This window comes from Nostoc sp. 'Peltigera membranacea cyanobiont' 213 (genome assembly GCF_002245975.1).
In the GTDB taxonomy this organism is placed as follows: domain Bacteria; phylum Cyanobacteriota; class Cyanobacteriia; order Cyanobacteriales; family Nostocaceae; genus Nostoc.
Genome location: NZ_NOLI01000036.1, coordinates 18,024 through 37,112, shown reverse-complemented (window position 1 = coordinate 37,112; position 19,089 = coordinate 18,024). Strand labels below are relative to the sequence as shown.

General features: G+C 40.8%; 18 protein-coding genes. 3 read left to right on the top strand and 15 right to left on the bottom strand.

The features are described 5' to 3' along the window. Positions 1–71 precede the first annotated feature (71 nt). A complete protein-coding gene (locus CDG77_RS12700; RefSeq protein ID WP_094329727.1) occupies positions 72–869 on the top strand; it encodes a C2 family cysteine protease in 798 nt (265 codons plus the stop codon). Between the two features lie 229 nt (positions 870–1,098). Here the strand turns inward: CDG77_RS12700 and CDG77_RS12695 are convergent, their stop codons facing one another. Next, on the bottom strand, positions 1,099–1,755 hold the full coding sequence (locus CDG77_RS12695; protein WP_094329726.1) for an NAD(P)H-binding protein: 657 nt from the start codon (positions 1,753–1,755) through the stop codon (positions 1,099–1,101). A gap of 178 nt (positions 1,756–1,933) precedes the next feature. Between CDG77_RS12695 and CDG77_RS12690 the strand changes: the two genes are divergently transcribed. Then, on the top strand, positions 1,934–2,605 hold the full coding sequence (locus tag CDG77_RS12690) for a DUF1997 domain-containing protein (protein WP_094329725.1): 672 nt from the start codon (positions 1,934–1,936) through the stop codon (positions 2,603–2,605). Positions 2,606–2,669: 64 nt separating this feature from the next. Here CDG77_RS12690 and CDG77_RS12685 read toward each other — a convergent pair whose 3' ends face one another. Then, positions 2,670–3,140 carry a DUF4079 domain-containing protein gene (locus tag CDG77_RS12685; RefSeq protein ID WP_094329724.1) on the bottom strand — a complete coding sequence of 157 codons (471 nt, stop codon included), beginning with the start codon at positions 3,138–3,140 and terminating at the stop codon, positions 2,670–2,672. A gap of 298 nt (positions 3,141–3,438) precedes the next feature. Between CDG77_RS12685 and CDG77_RS12680 the strand changes: the two genes are divergently transcribed. Continuing rightward, the gene (locus CDG77_RS12680; protein ID WP_094329723.1) at positions 3,439–4,722 is read left to right on the top strand and encodes an ankyrin repeat domain-containing protein; all 1,284 of its coding nucleotides are present in this window, start codon (positions 3,439–3,441) and stop codon (positions 4,720–4,722) included. A 554-nt stretch (positions 4,723–5,276) separates the two neighbouring features. Here CDG77_RS12680 and CDG77_RS12675 read toward each other — a convergent pair. The 13 genes from CDG77_RS12675 to CDG77_RS12620 all read right to left on the bottom strand — a co-directional run bounded on the left by CDG77_RS12675 (position 5,277) and on the right by CDG77_RS12620 (position 19,086). Then, the gene (locus tag CDG77_RS12675) at positions 5,277–6,665 is read right to left on the bottom strand and encodes a PP2C family protein-serine/threonine phosphatase (protein ID WP_094329722.1); all 1,389 of its coding nucleotides are present in this window, start codon (positions 6,663–6,665) and stop codon (positions 5,277–5,279) included. Positions 6,666–7,104: 439 nt separating this feature from the next. After that, entirely contained in the window at positions 7,105–7,251 is a 147-nt protein-coding gene (locus CDG77_RS36460; RefSeq protein ID WP_181154262.1) for a hypothetical protein, read from the bottom strand. A gap of 299 nt (positions 7,252–7,550) precedes the next feature. Then, complete coding sequence (ftsY, locus tag CDG77_RS12670; RefSeq protein ID WP_094329721.1) at positions 7,551–9,179, bottom strand: signal recognition particle-docking protein FtsY; 1,629 nt, start codon at positions 9,177–9,179, stop codon at positions 7,551–7,553. Between the two features lie 336 nt (positions 9,180–9,515). Further along, entirely contained in the window at positions 9,516–10,157 is a 642-nt protein-coding gene (gene nusB, locus CDG77_RS12665; protein WP_094329720.1) for a transcription antitermination factor NusB, read from the bottom strand. A 122-nt stretch (positions 10,158–10,279) separates the two neighbouring features. Then, positions 10,280–11,044: a DUF502 domain-containing protein gene (locus tag CDG77_RS12660; RefSeq protein WP_094329719.1), complete on the bottom strand. Its 765-nt coding sequence runs from the start codon at positions 11,042–11,044 to the stop codon at positions 10,280–10,282. 533 nt (positions 11,045–11,577) lie between these two features. Beyond that, complete coding sequence (locus tag CDG77_RS12655; protein WP_094329718.1) at positions 11,578–12,486, bottom strand: glycosyltransferase family 2 protein; 909 nt, start codon at positions 12,484–12,486, stop codon at positions 11,578–11,580. A gap of 126 nt (positions 12,487–12,612) precedes the next feature. Continuing rightward, positions 12,613–13,455, bottom strand: a complete 843-nt coding sequence (gene hpsJ-B, locus CDG77_RS12650) for a hormogonium polysaccharide biosynthesis protein HpsJ (RefSeq protein ID WP_094329717.1) — start codon at positions 13,453–13,455, stop codon at positions 12,613–12,615. Positions 13,456–13,869: 414 nt separating this feature from the next. Further along, positions 13,870–14,511 carry a TIGR04282 family arsenosugar biosynthesis glycosyltransferase gene (locus CDG77_RS12645; RefSeq protein ID WP_094329716.1) on the bottom strand — a complete coding sequence of 214 codons (642 nt, stop codon included), beginning with the start codon at positions 14,509–14,511 and terminating at the stop codon, positions 13,870–13,872. Between the two features lie 32 nt (positions 14,512–14,543). Beyond that, a complete protein-coding gene (locus tag CDG77_RS12640; RefSeq protein ID WP_094329715.1) occupies positions 14,544–15,191 on the bottom strand; it encodes a pilus assembly FimT family protein in 648 nt (215 codons plus the stop codon). Between the two features lie 27 nt (positions 15,192–15,218). After that, positions 15,219–16,211, bottom strand: a complete 993-nt coding sequence (locus CDG77_RS12635) for a glycosyltransferase (RefSeq protein ID WP_094329714.1) — start codon at positions 16,209–16,211, stop codon at positions 15,219–15,221. Positions 16,212–16,226: 15 nt separating this feature from the next. Beyond that, positions 16,227–17,207, bottom strand: a complete 981-nt coding sequence (hpsE, locus tag CDG77_RS12630; RefSeq protein WP_094329713.1) for a hormogonium polysaccharide biosynthesis glycosyltransferase HpsE — start codon at positions 17,205–17,207, stop codon at positions 16,227–16,229. A 20-nt stretch (positions 17,208–17,227) separates the two neighbouring features. Next, entirely contained in the window at positions 17,228–18,187 is a 960-nt protein-coding gene (gene hpsE, locus CDG77_RS12625) for a hormogonium polysaccharide biosynthesis glycosyltransferase HpsE (RefSeq protein WP_094329712.1), read from the bottom strand. Positions 18,188–18,372: 185 nt separating this feature from the next. Then, on the bottom strand, positions 18,373–19,086 hold the full coding sequence (locus CDG77_RS12620) for a prepilin-type N-terminal cleavage/methylation domain-containing protein (protein ID WP_094329711.1): 714 nt from the start codon (positions 19,084–19,086) through the stop codon (positions 18,373–18,375). Positions 19,087–19,089: the final 3 nt, after the last annotated feature.

The following is a 19,089-nucleotide window of genomic DNA, read 5'->3' as shown; positions in this document are numbered from 1 at the left end:
GAATTAGGAAAAAAGAGCATAGATAAGTATAGCAAGCCAGAGCGAGATCCTCTCGAAAATCCCGACTAAGTATTGGCAAGTGGTTCTTAGGAAATGATCGTCCAGATGCTTATAGTTATAACGGAAGCACTCAGTACACCTATCAATATGTCAGTGGCTCATTATTCCAAAATAGCATTAGTTCCGATGATATTCATCAAGGCGATCTTGGTGATTGCTATTTATTAGCCACTTTATCTTCTCTGGCTAATGATAAATCTTCCTACATCCAAAAGATGTTTATTGACAATGGCGATAATACATTCGCTGTACGTTTCTATAACAATGGTATAGCTGATTATGTGACAGTTGACCGATATTTACCTACTCTTAGTAATGGTAAGGCTACTTATGCAGGTTGGGGAGGTGCTTCCTATTCCAGTTTATCAAATGAACTATGGGTAGCTTTAGTTGAAAAAGCTTATGCTCAGATAAATGAGTCTGGCTGGATTGGCCAAGATAACACTAACTCCTACCTGACTGCCGATCCTAATTATTCCAGGACTAAATCTAACTCCACTGGTATTAATGGAGGAAATGAATACAAAGTAATGAGCCAAATCACGGCGCTTGATAGTAGAATCACGAGCAATGCGACTCAACAAGATACGATCAATCTTGTCAATTCTAATAACCTAGTAACTTTTGGTATTAACGCAAAGATATTTGGCGATCAATATTCTGGAGGTCATGCCTTAGCTGTTACTAGTTACAATTCTATTACAAATAAGTTCCATTTAGATAATCCTTGGGGATCAGATGATCTCGATCTGACTTGGCAAGACTTAATCAAGTGGTCTTCTAGTGGATGGTCTTATACTACGGTATAGTATTAACAGTTCAACTAGAAAAGGATAACTGAGGATTTGGTATTAATCAGTTATCCTATCCTCCTCAAAATCACACGAGTTGTTATTGATGATGAGGTTGAAATTTAAGGCGATCGCTTTAGAGAGTAGAATCAAGGGACGGTCAATTTAGATAAGCTAATTGACAATCACTTTTCTGTGAATATGCGATCTGCTCATTTTGGGGATGGGAATAGAATCCCGTGGAATATCAGCACTGTTGAAATAGCTCCTTAAAGCTTTTTGAAGCTGCTTCAGGTTTGGCTACAATTTCGACAATTTTATTGCGTGCATCGGCTTCAAGCAGCGCCTCAACAGCAACTTGGGCAACTTTTTGTCTGGGGATGCTACCGTCAAACAGTGTATCAGCGCTCTGCATCACGATCGCGTCGAGGTTATCTTCATTCTTCAACCCACCAGGCCGCACAATCGTATAGGTAAGACCACTTTTCTGGATATACTCTTCAGCTTGCTTCTTCCACACCAAAATCAGCCAAAACAAATTCAGTGGATGGAGAAACTGCGAAGTACACAAAGAAGAAACAAAAACAAGATGCTCAATTCCCTTTGCTTTGGCAGCATCTACTAAATTTTTAGTCCCTTCAAAATCTACTTTATAGGGGCCAGTAGGGTCAAAACTAGGTTTTGCACCAGTCGCAACCAACAAAACTGTGCTGTCTCCCAATGCAGCATTTAAACTTTCTGATTGTAATACATCGCCTACAACCAACTCGGCTTCGAGAGACAGAATACCCCTAGCTTTCTCAATATCCCGCACCAAAGCCCGGACGGGAATATTCCGTGCTATTAACTCTTGCACAATTCGGCGACCTGTTTCACCCGTTGCCCCTGCTACAAATGCTTTCATAAGAAATGCTATCCTGGGAAACTATTGTGTGCTTGTTCAGTTCTTTATTTTAGTAATTCTATGGAGGTGATGGCAGATTAATGAGGTTTTGGTCAAAATGCGATATTGATGCAAAATGACCCAGGCACGTGGGGAACTATTAATATAGACGAACGCCAAAATATACAGTAATGCATTTATGCTTTCAAGACAAGGCGAATATAAATCCTGGGAAATAACAGAAGCAGTTTTACCTGTAGCGTCCAGCCAAGAAGAGGCTAAGGATACATTAACAGACGTAAATGTAGCGACGCTCACAAAATTTTATGGTCGTTATCAAGATTTTATGGAAATGCCTGCCTCAGCAGAGAAGGTTGCTGAGTATCTTAATGCCCACGCTTCATGGTTTTCTCGTTGCGCTCAACCCATGAAAGTGCAATTACTTGGGGAAAATGGCTATGCTTTAGTAATTGGTCGTTTTGGTGCTTTCGGTTATGAAGTAGAACCGAAAATTGGTTTGGAATTATTGCCCCCAGATGAGGGTATTTACCGCATCCGTACAATCCCCATTCCTGATTACCAACCGCCTGGTTATGACGTAGATTATAAGGCATCTCTACAGTTAATCGAAAACAATGCTTGCACTAGCGGCGAGGTTACAAGAGTTGAATGGGAATTAGATTTAGTCGTTGATTTGCACTTTCCCCGATTTATTCAGCGATTACCCAAATCTATAATTCAATCTACAGGCGATCGCTTACTTAACCAAATCGTCCGCCAAGTCTCCCGGCGCTTAACTCGCAAAGTTCAGCAAGATTTTCAGAAATCTTTGGAAAAATCCCTTCTTGTTAATTCTAAACAAAAGCGGTGATTTAACAGTCCTTTGTCATTGCTCATACACTAATGACAAAGGACTAATGACAAAGGACAAATGACTAAGCTTTAGTAAGAAGTCTTTGGACAATTTGCACGCCAGTAACAGCTTGCCAAGCAAAAAGTCCCAAAAGCGTGAAATTTAGCAAAATATGAGTTGCACGCGCCCAATTTGCCCCTTTCTGCATATAAGGCGACAAAGCAGCAGAAAATGCAATCAGACCCGTCATGCCCAGTCCTGCCAGCAGGTGAGGCCCCACAAATAACTTGCCATTATTGATGTAAGTGACACCCATCCCTCCGATCGCACCTGCTACCATAAAACCTAAGAGTATAGACCCGATTTGGTAATGTCTGAGGTTATATCTACCTTTAATCAGTTCTTTCTTTTCTTCCCCTTGAGCATTTCTGGTACGCTGTACTTTCAGCCCCAAGTAGGCAGCATAAATTGAGAGTGCTAATAGTGCCCACATCAGCACCGGATGGAAGAAGTTTAGCCAATATTTCACCGACGCAGAAAGTTCCAGACTCATAGTGTTCTCGCCTAATTATTAAATCTTCATAAAAATTAGCATAACTCTATTCTCTGTGCTTAAAGTTGCACAAAATTAAAAGAGATTAAGGGATGAGGAGAGAAGACAAGAGTGAAGCCTCCCTTAGCTTAAATTTGCATCCAGTTAATAGATAGAATGCTTGCCAAGACTGCATTTCTAAATTTTTAATTTTTAATTTTTAATTTTTAATTGCATAACCCTCTTGCCAAAGTGCATAAACAATCTCAGACTGAGTTTTGAGGGTAGACGAACAAAACCCCTGTGTGGGATCTCATTCATGACTGAAAACAACGATACTTTGCTGCTAAAAGCTGCTAAAAGTGGCGATATCAAGGCGCTGTGTGCGCTCCTGGCTGCTGGTGCGAAGGTAGACGCTTGCGATCGCCAAGGCACGACGGCGTTAATGTTTGCTGCCAATTTAGGCTACACCGAAATTGTGCGATCGCTGCTGGATGCCGGGGCAAATATCAACTTGCCCAGAAAGCTCTATGGTTTGACGGCTTTGATGTTGGCGGCTAGTGCTAAACAACTTGACATTTTGCAGCTTTTACTATCTAAGGGTGCTGATGTGAATGCCACTAATGAAGATGGCAGCACAGCTTTAATGGCAGCAGTCCTCAAAGGTCATATTAATGTAGTACAAGTCTTATTGGCTGCTGGTGCAAAGGTGAATATCGCCGATAAAGATGATGATACTGCGTTGAAACTTGCCATTAAGCAGGGAAACATCGAAGTTTTACAAGCAATTCTCCAAACTGGTGCTGATGTCAATATCCCAGATCGAGAAGGTGAGACACTCTTAACATTAGCGGTAGACTTGGGGCATCTGGAGGTTGTGGAAGCACTGCTAGCAGCAGGGGCTGATGTGAATATGAAAAACGCTGACGGTGGAACTGCATTATCGGCAGCAGCAGCAAGTGGACACAGTGCGATCGCAACAGCTTTACTCGATCGAGGGGCTGAAATTAATCTCCAAGACCAAGATGGTGAAACTGCCCTACATCTCGCCGTTGTGGAAGGCTACATTGATGTCGTGCAAGTATTACTTAATAGAGGTGCAGATGCCCAAATTAATAACCACCTGGGTGATACGCCACTACTGGTAGCAGCATTGCAGGGACATAGCAAAATTGTCGAGGCACTCCTGCGTTCTGGGGGAGATATTAATGGCAAAAATCTTGGCGAAGTACCTTTGACATTGGCTGCATCACAAGGACACACTCAAACAGTGAAAGTGTTGCTAGACTATGGCGCTGATGTCAACACTGCGGGGGATGATGGCAAAACCGCTTTGATTAAAGCAATCGAACGCAAGCACACAGAGATCGTACATTTGCTGCTGGCAAAGGGGGCAGATGTTAATTTTCAAGACTCAGCGAGGGCAACATCATTGATGTGGGCTGCCTCATCAGGTTATAGCGAAATTGTACAGTTATTACTTCAAGCTGGGGCAGATGTTAATTTGAAAAATCGTGGTGGTTATACTGCTTTGATGATTGCAGAATTTAATGGTTATAAACATATAGTACAGAGTCTGCAAAAAGCTGGGGCGCAAGAATAGCCATTTTAATTCTGAATTTTTCAACTAAAATCTTTTCAGAAATATCTTGACAAATTATTAAATGAAAGTTACCAGGTAAAATACCAAGGAACTTTAAAATGACCAAATTTAGACCTGGTAAACAAAGAAAACAAAACTCCGTCGTAGCTGTTGTGAACTTGCTACGGCGGAGAAAAGAAGAATTAAAACGCCAAGAGGTAACAGGCTAAATGCTTGCGTGACAAGGATGGAAAGAAAGTAAAAATGAAGAAGTAAATTTACTTTTTACTTTTTACCTTGTACATTTTACCTTTTACCTGCTCTCCCCCTTGACGTTTCCTACTGTGCTAGATGTGCAAAATATATAGTTTTTGTTTGAACGGAAATGTATTCTAAGGATCATTTTTTATGTATTATCCGAAAGGCTAAATACAAATGAATCCTGAAAAAAGGTTAATGTGCGACTATTTGGGCGATCGCTACGGAAATTCTTAGGAAAAATAAATTAAAAATTAAATTTAGTGCGGTGAATCCCCAGTTACCGAACCACTCTTCGGTTGGAGTTTAAGCACAATCTATAAAATTTGTAGAACAACTAGTGTCATATCATCAGTGTTTTGCTTATCATCACCAATGAATTGCTGAACTTGGTCAAATAGGTAATCCACAATCTCCTCTGGACCATTACAGTACTTGCAAGCCGTATTGAAGCCAGTGACAAAGTTATCTTCATCGAAGCGATCGCCACCAGCCGCCGCAGCATCGGTCAAACCATCTGTATAGTAAATAATTGTATCCCCAGGCTCTAACTGTACCTGAGCATCTTCATATTGGCTGTTAGCATCCAAACCGATTAGCATTCCTAGAGTATCTAAACGGCTAACAGTTTTTGTGGCTGCGTGCCACCATAAGGGAGGATTGTGTGCCGCATTGCTATAAGACAAAATTCGACTATGGGGATTATATTCTGAGTAAAATAGCGTTACAAAGCGGTGGGAATTTTCCAAATCCGCATACATAACTCTATTTAAGTTTTGCAGAATTTTTGCTGGGGAATTCCCATGTAGCACTTCTCCCCGTAGCATTCCCCGCATCATCGTCATAATCAACCCAGCAGGGACACCTTTGCCCATGACATCTCCAATCACCAAACCCCAGCGACTAGTTTCTATATCGCCTTTAGTCTTGAGCCGAACCTTATTCTGATTGGTAGCAATAAAGTCGTAGTAGTCTCCGCCGACGCGATTTGCAGGTTTACAACGTGCCGCTAGCACTGCACCAGGGATTGTGGGGCATTGACGTGGTAAAAGTCGCCGTTGAATTTCTGCGCCAATTTCTAGTTCTTGATCTAAGCGTTCTTTTTTTCTTAGTTCTACAGCTAGTTCATCGTTTTCGATCGCTACTGCTGTTTGGTCTGCAACTAATCTAACTAACTTTTGCCTAGTTTCTGTCCAACTATATTCTGGATCGCGGCTCAATACATAGAGCCATCCCCGTTCTGTATGCTTCACCAGAATCGCCGTACCAAAGATTTGCACATCTGGCCCTAAATGGCGATGCATCTGGTCATCCAAAATTCCTGTCGCATTGGCTAGAGGAGCAGTATTCGGCAAAAGCGTGATTTGACTGCTGGCTATTTCTAGCGCTTTGCGGATATTCTTGCGCTGGCCACTATCTTGCCAATGTAACTGTTCTAACCTGACTTGACCATTAGGTTTGTAGAGAAACAAGGCGCTGCCGTCTGCATCTGTCACTCTTGTTGCCATTAGTGGGATCAGTTCCAAAAACTGATTCAAATTATTGAAACTTCTCAGGGCAAATCCTAAAGAACTGAGCAAATCTTGAATTTTGTTCTGTTCCCGGTGCAACCTTGCCACGAGTTCTTTGAGTGCTACGACTGGTGTGACATCTGTCGCAGCACTATTGTTGTCAGTGGGTTGAGAGGGCAGTTGAGACACAGGCACAGGTATTATTGCACTTTATATTGGCAGATTTTAGATTACTTATAAACTTTTTGGCTTTGGCATTGCTAAACCATATTTAGACAAGACTTGCCACTTTAGCAAGAGTATAAAGACGTAACAGGCAACTTTTATCGGTATTTTATCTGTTTATTGGATTTTTGATGGAATAATTAGTCATTTCAAATCATGTATTTTTAATTAAAACTCAACCCGTAAAAATTACTAGTTGCAGTAATAGTTCAGAAAAATTTTCATTTTTTCATAACTTAATCTCCAAAGCATATCTCTAAAGTTATAAGAATACTTTATTCAAAGAATAATTTATAACGCTTTCAGAGTAACTGTTTGGGTATAAGCAACTAAAAAACTAGAAGTCTTTTCAGTGAAAACCTCTATAAGCGCTCAAATCGAGCTTGGTTTGGTAAATAACAGACTTATATTAATTCCCAAAGCTGAGAATATGTAAATAAGTCTTGAAATCGCCATAGCCAATATAAATTAACTGCGGAGGGAAACCATCCCGCAGTGCTGGACTCACCCGCGCTGGCTCTCCAACGCACTCTTCACCGCTTATACGGCTGTCCATCCCACAATAGTTGTGTTTGTGGGAGCTAGCGTCTCGCGTGCCCTTGAAACGGGTACAAAATGTAAGTTTACGGGCTTTTGTATGTAGCAAAGAAATTTCTGTGCTGTTACATACAAAAGCCCTTCGGGGGTGAAAAAAGGGCATTAGCTTGAGATTTTAGCAAAGTCACCCATTTATTGTGACAAACTTGTGATTTTACGACTTGAACAGTTTCTAGTTAGTTCAAGTGATAATACCAGATCAGTCATCCCTAAATTTATGATTTTGTCAAGAAAAATTTTTAACTCCAAATTTTTCAATTAGCCACTCAATAGAGCTTCGACAAATTCATAGCTCGAAAAGGGGCGCAGGTCTTCAATTCCTTCGCCAGCACCAATAAATCGAATGGGTAAGCCTAGCTGTTGCACAACGGCAAGGGCAACACCACCTTTAGCAGTGCCATCTAGCTTGGTTAAGACAACGCCACTCAGTTGGGCCGCTTGGGAGAAAACTTCGGCTTGCCGGAGTCCATTTTGACCTAAAGTGGCATCTAAAACCAATAGGGATTCTACTTTGGCATTTGGGGCTTTTTTGTCGATAATGCGCCGAATTTTACCGAGTTCGTCCATCAAATTTTTCTTGTTTTGCAGTCGTCCAGCTGTATCTACCAGAAGTAACTCTGTTTGTCGCGATTGGGCAGCTGCGATCGCATCAAACACAACTGCTGCCGGATCTGTATTTTTCCCAGGATTGGCAATTACTTCTACACCACTTCTACTACCCCAAACCTTCACCTGTTCGACGGCGGCGGCGCGGAAGGTGTCTGCTGCGCCAATCAAGCATTTATAGCCAGATTTTTGTCCCAAGTGGGCAATTTTGCCGATAGTGGTGGTTTTACCGGCACCATTCACTCCAGTGATTAACCAAATGTTCAAGGTTTCTTTTTCTGGGGTAAAACTAGTTTTGTGGGATGCAATGCTTGGTGCATCCAGCATATCCCGGAGGATTTTTTTCAGATAAGCGATCGCTTCTTCTGGCGCAGTAACTTCTTCTCGAAGTTTTGTTTGTAGGGCATTGATAATAAAATCTGTCGCCTCTACACCGACATCAGCTTGCAGCAGTAATGCCTCAATTTCCGTTACAGCAGCTTGGTTAAGGGGCCCTTGACCAACGATCGCCTTCAGTTGGTTGAGAATACTCCGGCGAGTTTTATCTAACCCTTGCCGGAGCTTTTTCAGCCAGGTAATTTCTTCAATAGAAACGTCTTCTGGATTTCTACCTTGAGCTGCTAAGACTTTTGCTGACCAGACAAATCCATCATCAAATACCAGTCCGGGAATTTCCTCTCCTATTTCTGAGGTTGCAGCGATTGGCTGTACTATCTCTGGTTCTGGAACTTCAATGGCGGTGGCTATTAGTTGATCCAGTTTTGCTTGCCGTTCTGCCGCCGCCCGTTCTAAGAAGGATAAATTAGCTGGTGCTGTTGGCTGTGTTGCTTCTGGTGTAGGGGTTTTTTCAATTTCATTTGCCGTTATTTCTGGGCTTTCAACATCTCTTTCTTCAGCAATTGTATTTACAGAGGAATCTTCTCTACTTTCTTCTTCAGTAGCTGCTTGGATTACTTCTGGCTGTGATGTTTCTAGGGTTGTACTGACAGATTCCTCTGTTGCTTCTGATTCAGTGATTTCCGCAATTACCGTTTCTACAGTTTCAGGTTCTGCTGAGGCATTTGCTGTATCAGGTGGAGTTTCGACTACCTCAGCCTGTTGTTTTTGCTGAATATTTTTATAAGCAGCTTTAGCAAAAGCTAACAAATCTGGTGCAGTTTCGGCAGTTGAGATTTCAGCTGGCTCTGGTTGGGTTTCTTTTGTAGGAATTTCTTCCTGTTTTTTATCAGAAGGAGTCTCAGAGGAATCGTTATGTTGACGACGGAACCAATTAAAAACCATTGCAGCAGTATTAGTTATATGAGTTATAAGTTATAAGTTATGAGTTTAATTTAACTTTGCACTTTTTCTTGGGGTGAAAGCTTCCCAGTTATCCTCACCTTTCATGCCACTTTAAACAGAATCAGCTTCCTTTGGTTCAGCGCACCGTCTCCTCTTCTCCCAAAGAAAGAGGCTAGAGCCAGGAGAGAAGTTCCGCGCCAAGAAAGCCGCAGAAGCGACTACAGACTTTTCTCCATAGCAATATAGGAATTACGTTAGCGTAGCGGTAGCGAGGTTGCGTTCGCTTTTAGCGTCTCGTAGAGAGCTTCATTAAGAATTACGAATTCAGGTACGGTACTATGCTGTTTTTTTCTGCTCAGTGACTCGGCGCAAAACACCGTTAATAAATCGATGGCCGTCGTCTCCACTGTAGCGTTTGGCTAGCTCCACAGCTTCGTTGATGGCAATACTATCTGGAACTCCCAAGAACTTCATTTCTGCCACAGCGATTTGCAGGATATCGCGGTCAATTTGGGCCAGGCGAGTTACTTGCCAATCTACTAAAGCACTAGAAATGAGTTCATCAATAATATGTCGATTTTCGTTAACGGTAATCACAAGCTCTTTAGCATAATTACGGACTCCCTTATCCTGATTAGCCAGTTGAATCAATTCGGGGAAATCAACTGCTGTACCCAATTGATTGATTGCTGTCTGGGTGCAGGCGATCGCTTCTTGAAGCATTGCTCTAGCAGAATTGAGATCGGAGGCCCGAGTTTGGCTACTTAAGATGCGATCGTTACTGCGTTGCAGTTCACCTGCGGCATTATCGAGGGTATCTTGCACTTCTGAGGTCAGGGTGCGTACTGCTCCTAGCACCAATTTGGATACTAGTTGATCGTCTGGTAATGTATCTAATTTCTTTGGATTGACTGGCAATTGGCTAAGGCTTAAAAGTGCCAATTCACGAGCAATTTGCTGGGGTTTACGAGGTTGCATAAAAGTGAGGGGTGATTGTGCGAGAAATGATTAACTAGTCCGGGCAAACTTACAAGTCTATCAATTTTGGCACAGTCAAACAACAATATTACGCATTTGCTTGTGACTTTGCCAGATTGAATTTAAGTTTCTTCAACGGAAATAACCTGCCGCTTGATTTCGTCGTGTTTCACCTCCAGATTAGACTCTTTGGGGAAAACCAAAGGCGTATTGGGGGCGACAATGCCACCTGATACAACTATTTTAAAAGCGTCTTCAATGGACATGGAGAGGTTCACTACCTCATCTTCAGGAACGACTGCGTACCATCCGGTAGTTGGATTTGGGGTGGTGGGGATAAAAACACTGAGGACAGGGCGGGACATCTGGGCTTGGATATCACTGCTGATTGCACCAGTGACAAAAGCGATCGCCCAAATTCCTCGGCGGGGATACTCTACCAAAATTACCCGACGAAATTTGCCATTAGAATCTTTTAGTATTGTTTCTAAAAGCTGTTTGAGAGTTTTGTATACCTGTCCTGCTAAAGGAATTGCCTGTAATAATCGCTCGCCAAAATCTAACAACCACCGCCCAGCAATATTGCGAGCCATCAAGCCCATCAATAAAATACACAGTAGTGGCACAGCTAATCCTACTAATAAATTCAGTAAATTTACTAGAATTGGATTTAACCCATCAAAGGGATTCAGTTGTTTGGGAATTTGGGTGAGGAAGTTGATTACCCAACTAGCAATGGTAATTGTCAGCCAGATAGTAGTTGCTAGGGGAATTACTACCAACAAACCAGCAATCAGGTCGTTTTTTAAGTCCTGTTTTAGGCGATCGACTACCAAGCCCCGATTCTCCTGTTTTAAGCTAGAGGAACTTTTGTTATTGGTATCCATACCAGCAAATTTGTCAAATAGCAAAGGCCTTACTTGCAGCAGAAGTTGCTTCAAGTAACTATCCGAAATACTAGCAGCCAGGCTGCTACGGCAAAAACACGTACTTATTGCTGGAAATCAGCTATTTTCCTACAAGCATACACATAGATATCAACCAATCCGATGGCGGGTGGTTATTCTTAGAGGATGTTACTTTTCCTTATAAGACTTGTAAATGATTGTTGCAAGTCATGAGGTATTACTAATCTATCGCGCTCAATCAAAAGCTGCTCGTGATTGTGAAAGTACCACCAGGTAAACTGAGGAGTTATTTTATTGGGTCAGTCACTCACTTTTGATCGGGAGTGACTTTTATGAAAATGGTCTGTTAAAAATATTAATTTATTATGGTGGTTTTGTTTAAATGTAAAGCAAGTTAGGGTAGTACAGCTAGCTGTGCTACCCTATTTCGGAAAAAGTCCGATTTTGCGATCGCCTACCCACCCGATCCCTGCCTGTGGATTTTACTGAGAAGCCTTCTAATTAAAGTCGTCTTATGCTACGTCAACTTGCGTAGTTTCCGAATCCGCACTCTGTAATTGTTGTGTACTTTCTTGTGCAAGAATTGCTGTTGTGCCTAAATTAGGTTGTGGTAGATACTTCATTTCCCAGACTTTGAGCAAAATCAGATATTCGTAGAATGCCTGCAATGTACACCAAGCAAGTCCAGCGTGTCCATCTAAACAGCCGCCTAAGATAAAATACATATATAAAAAGCGTAGCAACGGTCTAGCAGGTAAACGCAAAGATAAATCTTTTAGAGCGCGGCGTTTTTCGACTTCCGATTTGCCAAAGAATAAATCTTGCCAGTTGACGTTTCCCTGTTCTAGCTGATACAGAGTTTCTTGAGCTTCATCTGTAGAATAACGGTTATGTTTGTCAATCCAACGGCTCAAACCTTTACTACAAGTGTAATGGGGGTATGTTTCCTTTAAAAAGCTAGTTGCACCCTCACAAACTTCCCGTTCAGTATGACCGTAGTCTGTAAACCACACTTTACCGTGGCGAAAGAGGCGCATTTGGTAACGGGGATACTGTGTGCTGTAGCGAATCCAACGATTCATGAACATGACACGTTCAGCCACGTAGTAACCAATATAGTCTGGATGCTGACTTGCCTTTTCGCATTCCGCGAATAGTTCTGGTGTCATCCGCTCATCAGCTTCGAGAATATAAACCCATTCGTGCTTCGGGGGGATAGACTCTAACATCCAGGAGCGCTGGCGGCCGTGGCTTTCAAAAGCGTGTTGGACGACGCGGATGGGATAGCGACTGGCGATTTCCATAGTGCGATCGCTACTGCATGAATCCACAACAATGATGTCATCCGATAGCATAGCCGATTCAATACAAGCAGCAATATCTAGTTCTTCGTTATATGTCAGTATGTAAATTGAAAACATTACCCAAGTTTTATAGCGATTTTACTCAGTGATAATTGCATTTTTATTTTTATTAGCTACTAGGAGCATGGCAGTATAAGCCGTCAATAATTTTTGGATCTGTCCTACTGCCATGCTAATAGTGAATTAGCGGGCGGTAGCTCTGGGTTTACCACCTTGTACAGCACCCCTACCTCTTAAGCCTGTCCAGCCGATGATAATGTAACCAATGGATAACAGCAAACTGCTAATCCCAATCCGTAGCCCAGACTTCCAAGCAGTATCTTTAGCTTGTTGCAGTGCTTCGTCTCTGCGCTGGCGAACCTGGCTCAGTTGTTGAGCTCGCAGCGTCTGAATATCTGTTTGTTGTTCGATAGCTTTGTCAAGCGCTTGGGGATCTGTTTTAGCCTTCTTCAGTAACTCTTTGATATTTGCGGGAATTTGAGAGCTTTCCAGTGCTTGCTTATATTTTTGATCGTCCTTGAGGATTTCACTAAACTGAGTTTTGGTTTGGTTTCGCAGTTGCTCTAGTTGAGCTTTTCCTTGATCGGTATTCAGTTGTGCTTGCAATTGCGATAACCGAGTGTTCAGTTGGGTTTCTGCCTGATCTGCTTCTTGGGTAATGCGGTTAAGTGTTTGAGTCTTAGCTTGATTGACGTTATTGAGGTGCAGGGGAAAAATCAGCAAGAACATCAACCCTAAAATACTTGAGAGGATGGCGGCGGTAAATCTTAAATCGATCCCTTGGAGGCGATCGCTTCCTGCATCAGCGCTTTCTATCCAATAGGCAGCAAATAGCAGCCCCAGTCCTACCAGAGGAACAATTCCCCGATCGACTAGCGCTGTTGCCAAGTTGATTTGCCATACCCGATCGGTCGGTTGAAAGGGTAACAATAGAATCAAAAAGTCCACAAAAAAGGACAATATGCAGATTATTCCAACTACCTTAACTGTGAGGGCAGTACTCACGGAAGTAAAACGGTTAACCATAATTTTTCAAACTGGCGGTGAATATGAGTGATTTTCATATTTCAAGTTACTTGAATATTGTGCCCATGACCGTGACTGTTGTGTAGAAACACAAAGCAGATTCAATACTGGCAAAGGCTATCTGCCTCTTGGTTTTCAACTAGGCCACAGTAACATTTGTGATGTACAGTGTCTTCAGGAAATTCCTGGTATTTTAAGATACTAACCTAATGTAGAGATGTAGAATACGACTCATTGAATATGTAACATCTTGCAGCGATCGCTTGGAAGTCTCGACTATACAGACAAAATCTGCCTATGCGGGTTTCAAAATCTTAATTTTCCATTAATCCACGGAAGTCTCTTAGTTTCTATAGGTACGATTTGTAATCGCTAGAGCTAAGTACAATATTTGAGTTACTATCTCCCTCATCCTCACATTTCTCCCATAAGGACTTGTTCCCAAATGGGCAGATCCTCCGGTCGATCGATATCAGCTAAAGGCGACAAGTTAACGTGTGATAAATTAATCTTCCGGGCGATTTCCAAGGTTTTCTGGAATACTTGAGCAGTTCCCCACTTGATGTTAGCGAATAACTCCGGTATGGGTTGGCACAAACCAATTAAATAATATCCACCATCGAGCGCAGGACCCAGTACGAGGTCAAAGCTGTGTAACTTCTCAAAAGCTGTTGTTAGAATCTGGGCATTCACTCCAGGACAATCTGTACCGATGATAATTACTTTGTCTGCACCAGATTCAAAAGCATCGAAAAGCGATCGTGCCATCCGCGAACCTAGATCGCCTTCACCTTGAGACTGATAAACCAAATCCAATCCTAGCCAGTCTTGCATAAGTTGCAAATTGCCACCTGCAAACCGCACTTCCATAGATATGGCAATTTTCTTTTGCAATTCTTGAACTTGAAATATTGTATGTTCAGTCATTTTCCGTTGAAGATTGGCAGCACCAAGATTTCCTAAAGCAGGTATCAATCGAGTTTTTGTCTTACCTGGTTCTGGATAGCGAGTAAAAATAATCAGGTGCTGTTTTGGTTTTACTGATAAGTTCAGCACAAAATACCTTGTTTGATTCAACTAAAAATATCTTAATAGCAATACTTGTCGTTTTCATTGGCTATAGAATGATCTTTGCCAGTTCGCATAGCCCCCAAAATTGTAGAAACATAAACACAACGTCTAGCTTTACCACCATTCAAGCTATAGAATGTTATTTGTCCTAATCCGCCGATTGTACACTGATTTCCAACTTCAGAGATGGGACAACCGTGGTAGTTAAATAAAACTCGCCACATTTGCTGTGAAGCATGTTTTTGTAAAGTTGTCTCCTTTTTTCCTTTACTGTTATCCTCTTCATCGATGCGAGTATTTGGTTCAAGGTTGTTCCATAGATTACGATTGCTTTTAACAGCATCAGTAATAAATTGTCCTGCTTCTGCTTGATGAACTGACCATTGAATGATACCGTTTTGTATGCGAAAGCTAGCTTGCCAAGTCAATTTTTCCTTTGTGGCTTGGCTTTGGGCTTGGCGCATAGCAAGATAAACTTGGTTTTGAGCAGTGTTAAGGCGGCGAGTCTCCACAAAAGCTAGCCAGTTGGGTATTCCTAGCGTGGCTAATATACCAATTAATAAAACAACCACTAAAGTTTCTGGTAGAGTAAAACCACTATTGGAGTACTTATTAAAAACATTTTTTGCATTAACTATAAACGGTAAATGCACCCGTGTATTCATTTTGTCTTCTAGTCTTGTTTCAGTAATCTAACTGTTGATCGATATTGGAGTTTCTTGACTTTTTACTTCGCGTTGCTTAGTAAAGCTGTAGAGTAAGGTGGGCACTATAAGAATTATGATGATTTTCAATAATAGTTTGGAGGTGAAATTTATATTTTTAAGTCTTGAAGGATCGTTAATAAAATAATTCCACAAAAATCTAGCCGATGCTAAACCTCTTTGTCGATTAAATGGCTTCTGTAAAGCTTTGCATGTCAGGTATTTGTATAAATTGGCTAGGCTTATATTCCAACTATTCTTAAGTGTAGAAGGTTTTTCTTTATAGGCTCTCTTAAGCACTTGCAAGCAGGCTTTTTCCTGTCTGAGAAGATTTGAAGAAACTGAATTACCACTTATACGATATAATATTTGTACAGATGGTACGCAGATAAAATCAAACTTAGAACCTAATCGTAGCCACATATCCCAATCCTGAGCTGCACTTAAAGATTCGTCAAAGCCACCTAATGTAATTAAAGACTTTCTACAGATCAAGGGATTGGAACCATTCTCTAAAAAATTATTTAGTAACAAATTTTCATAGACATTTCCATTAACATTGACACGTTTGCCTGAAAGTATAAATTCACCATTTTTATCAATATAATCAGTCCAACTGTAAGCTACTTTTGCTGTAACGTTTTCTTGCAGAGCCTTTAATTGAGATTGAAGTTTGTCGCGTGTCCACAGATCGTCTGCATCCAAGAAACTAACAAATTCTCCAACTGCACGGTGTAGACCTCTGTTACGGCTAACGTTTCCACCAGCGTTGGGATAGGAAAAGACTTGTATTCGTGAGTCTGAGATTTGTGTGATAACTTCTAAAGTTGAATCTTGGGAACCATCATTAATTACAATTAGTTCTAGGTTAGTAAAAGTTTGATGTAGAACTGATTGAATTGTGTAGCTAATAGTTTTTTCACTATTATAAGTAGGTATAATTACAGATATTTTGGGTAAATTTGGAGTAAAATCCATCATTAGTAACAGGCTACTTTAATTTTTTAGTCCTCTGCCTAAATTACATTTTAAGTAGTAAATAGGACTCATCATACTAGCCAAGTAAAACTCAATCTCAAAAAGAGCAATTAGATTAGTTTTAAATTGCCCTCTATATTGAATAAGGTGTTGTAATACTCGACGTAAATTCCCTAAAATAGTTTTCACAAAAACTATTGGTTTTTGCCAATTTTTCGTATTTATCAAACGCAGCTGAAAAATACACAATCCACAGCCACGTGCCAAAGTTAGTAGATAATCTCTTTCCAGTCGCCAATGTGGTATTTGATGATAAGTATGCATGGTAGGGTTATACCAAATTTGCCAGCCTGCATAATGTATATAAAGTAATGGTTCATAGTCATCTCCCTGCACCAAAATACCAGGTAATTTTCCGCTTAAAGTCGGACGTTGTGGTACATTCTCACACCATACTTGTTTCCTGACAACAAGCGCCGCTCCGGGAGGAAGTCTTAAATTCTCCGCATCAAATAAATGTGGATTTGAGCCATGTTCTCTGATAGCTAAAAAAGCTTGAATTCGTTCAAAATTTTCTGGTGGCTTTACTTCAAAATCTCCATGAATCTGTCCACCCCAAGCACCTGCTTGAGGATGCTCTAATCCAAAATTATATGCTTGAGCTAACCAATCAGGAGCAGGTAAGTTATCATCATCTAAAAACGCTATTAGCTCACCTCTTGCTTCACGGACTGCCCGCAGTCGTGCAAAAGCAGCTCCTTGTTCGGTTTCTAAAAAATATCTTAAATGACAGTTGCCATTATATATTTTTTGGTAATTCTGGATTATTTCAGATGTGTTATCCGAACTATTATTATCCACAATAATAATTTCCCAGTTAAGTTTTTCTACTCCTATCTGGGTTAATAGCTTATCCAAAACTTTAGGTAAACGGGTTGCTCCGTTATATGCAGGGATAGCTACGCTAATATCTAAACTTTTAACCGCTAATTGGGCCATAATACCTGTTTTTTGATAATTTATTTTTTAAAGTATCCGTTTTTCCAAAGATAAAAAGGGCTAATCAAACTACTTAGGAAAAGCTCCATTTCACAAGCAAGTACCAAATCATGTTTGAGCTTAGTTCGATATCTGAGTAAATGCAAAGCAATTTTACGCAGGTCATTGATCGTGTAAGATAAAAGAGCAATTGGTCTATATATCTGTTTTATACTAACCATTCTAGTTACATAACGGCTAAGTCCAATACCTCTAAAGAAGGGAATTAAATAATCTTTTTGTAACCGAAAAATTGGGATTTTATGAGAAATTTCCATTTCTGGATTATACCAAATTTCCCATCCTGATTTTTGGATATGAGACAGCATTTCTAAGTCTTCACTAGAAAGCATATTGCCTTTAACTCTCCCAGTTAGAATAGATTTTTCTGGGACACTTTCTAACCATGCTTGTTTACGGACAACAAGACCGGCTGAAGGAGGTAGTAATTTTTTGGACGCTTCATATAATAGTGGTAAATTACCTCGCTCTGTAATTGCCAAGAATGGAGCGATTCGCTGAAAGTTTTCTGGTGGTTCTACTTCCCAGTCAGGGTGAATTTGGCTAGCATAAGCTCCCGCCTGGGGATACTTTTCACCAAAAGTATAAGCTGCGGATACCCAATTTGATACTGGGTAGTTGTCATCATCTAGAAAACCTATGAATCTACCCTTAGCTTCTGCAACTGCCTTTTTTCGGGCATAAGCTGCTCCCTGTTGCCCTTCAAAGCAATATTTTAAAGGGGAAGGACATTGCCAATTTTTTTGATAGGCTTGAACAAGTTTAGCTGTATTATCAGTGCTGTTATTGTCTACAACTATAATTTCCCAAGATAAGTTTTCTGTGTGAAGTTGCTTTTGTAGTCGCTCTAGTAATTCCGGCAAACGACTTTCACCGTTGTAAGTTGGGATCGCTACAGTAAAATCAAGGTTCTCAGTCATTTTCCGAAAGTTATATTTTGATTAAGATGCCTTTTATATGTTCAGGCAATGGCTAATTTTTTACTCAAAATTAAATAAATCTATCAAACACTAAAACTGCACATGATGTTTCAATTTTGCTATCAACGTGCAGTTTTATGTACAGTACTATTACTTATTTTGGATAAATTTATTACACAAACTACTTAGTTACATTGATCGTCTTTTGCTGTGAGCATTGAGCCTAAGAGAGTTTTCACAATGACGCATCGCTTTACGCTACTAGGCGATGTAGAATTTGGAGAACTTGGTACAGCTACTACTATTTTTAACCCAGGTGGCTCTGTCCCTGTTCCAAAATATGGAGTTGGTAAAGTTGGTAAAGCCCCCATATAGTCAAAGGTAATTTTTGTTGGCGTACTTGGGGGAGGGTAGGATACAGGAGAATTAGTAGTAGAATTGGCAGTGTTTTCGCTACTGAGATTTGCACCTAGCAGAAATTTATCAGAGCTAACGCCTACATCTGCCCCTAAAGGTTTCCATGTGCTGATTCCAGCAGTGGTATTATAAATAGCAACCTCTACATTTTGAGTTGTGCTATTTTTCTGAAAACTGACACTGTAGCTAAGTTTTTTGTTTTTGGCTTGGCGCTGTGCTTCTTGCAGTGCGGCTAAAACAACGTCATTAGCTTTATTTACCCTCTGTCGGTTCACAAAGGCAAACCAACCAGGGGCTGCGATCGCTGCTAAAATTCCTACTAACAGCAGTACTACTGTTAACTCTATCAGGCTAAATCCAGAATCTTGTTGATTATAGCCATCGGTATAGGGTCTCTTTGCTAAATCTTGCTGCTTTAGCTTTGTTTTTCGGCTGTGCAACTGCAAAGAATCTAATAGTTTTAAACTAAGAATATTCGGCATACT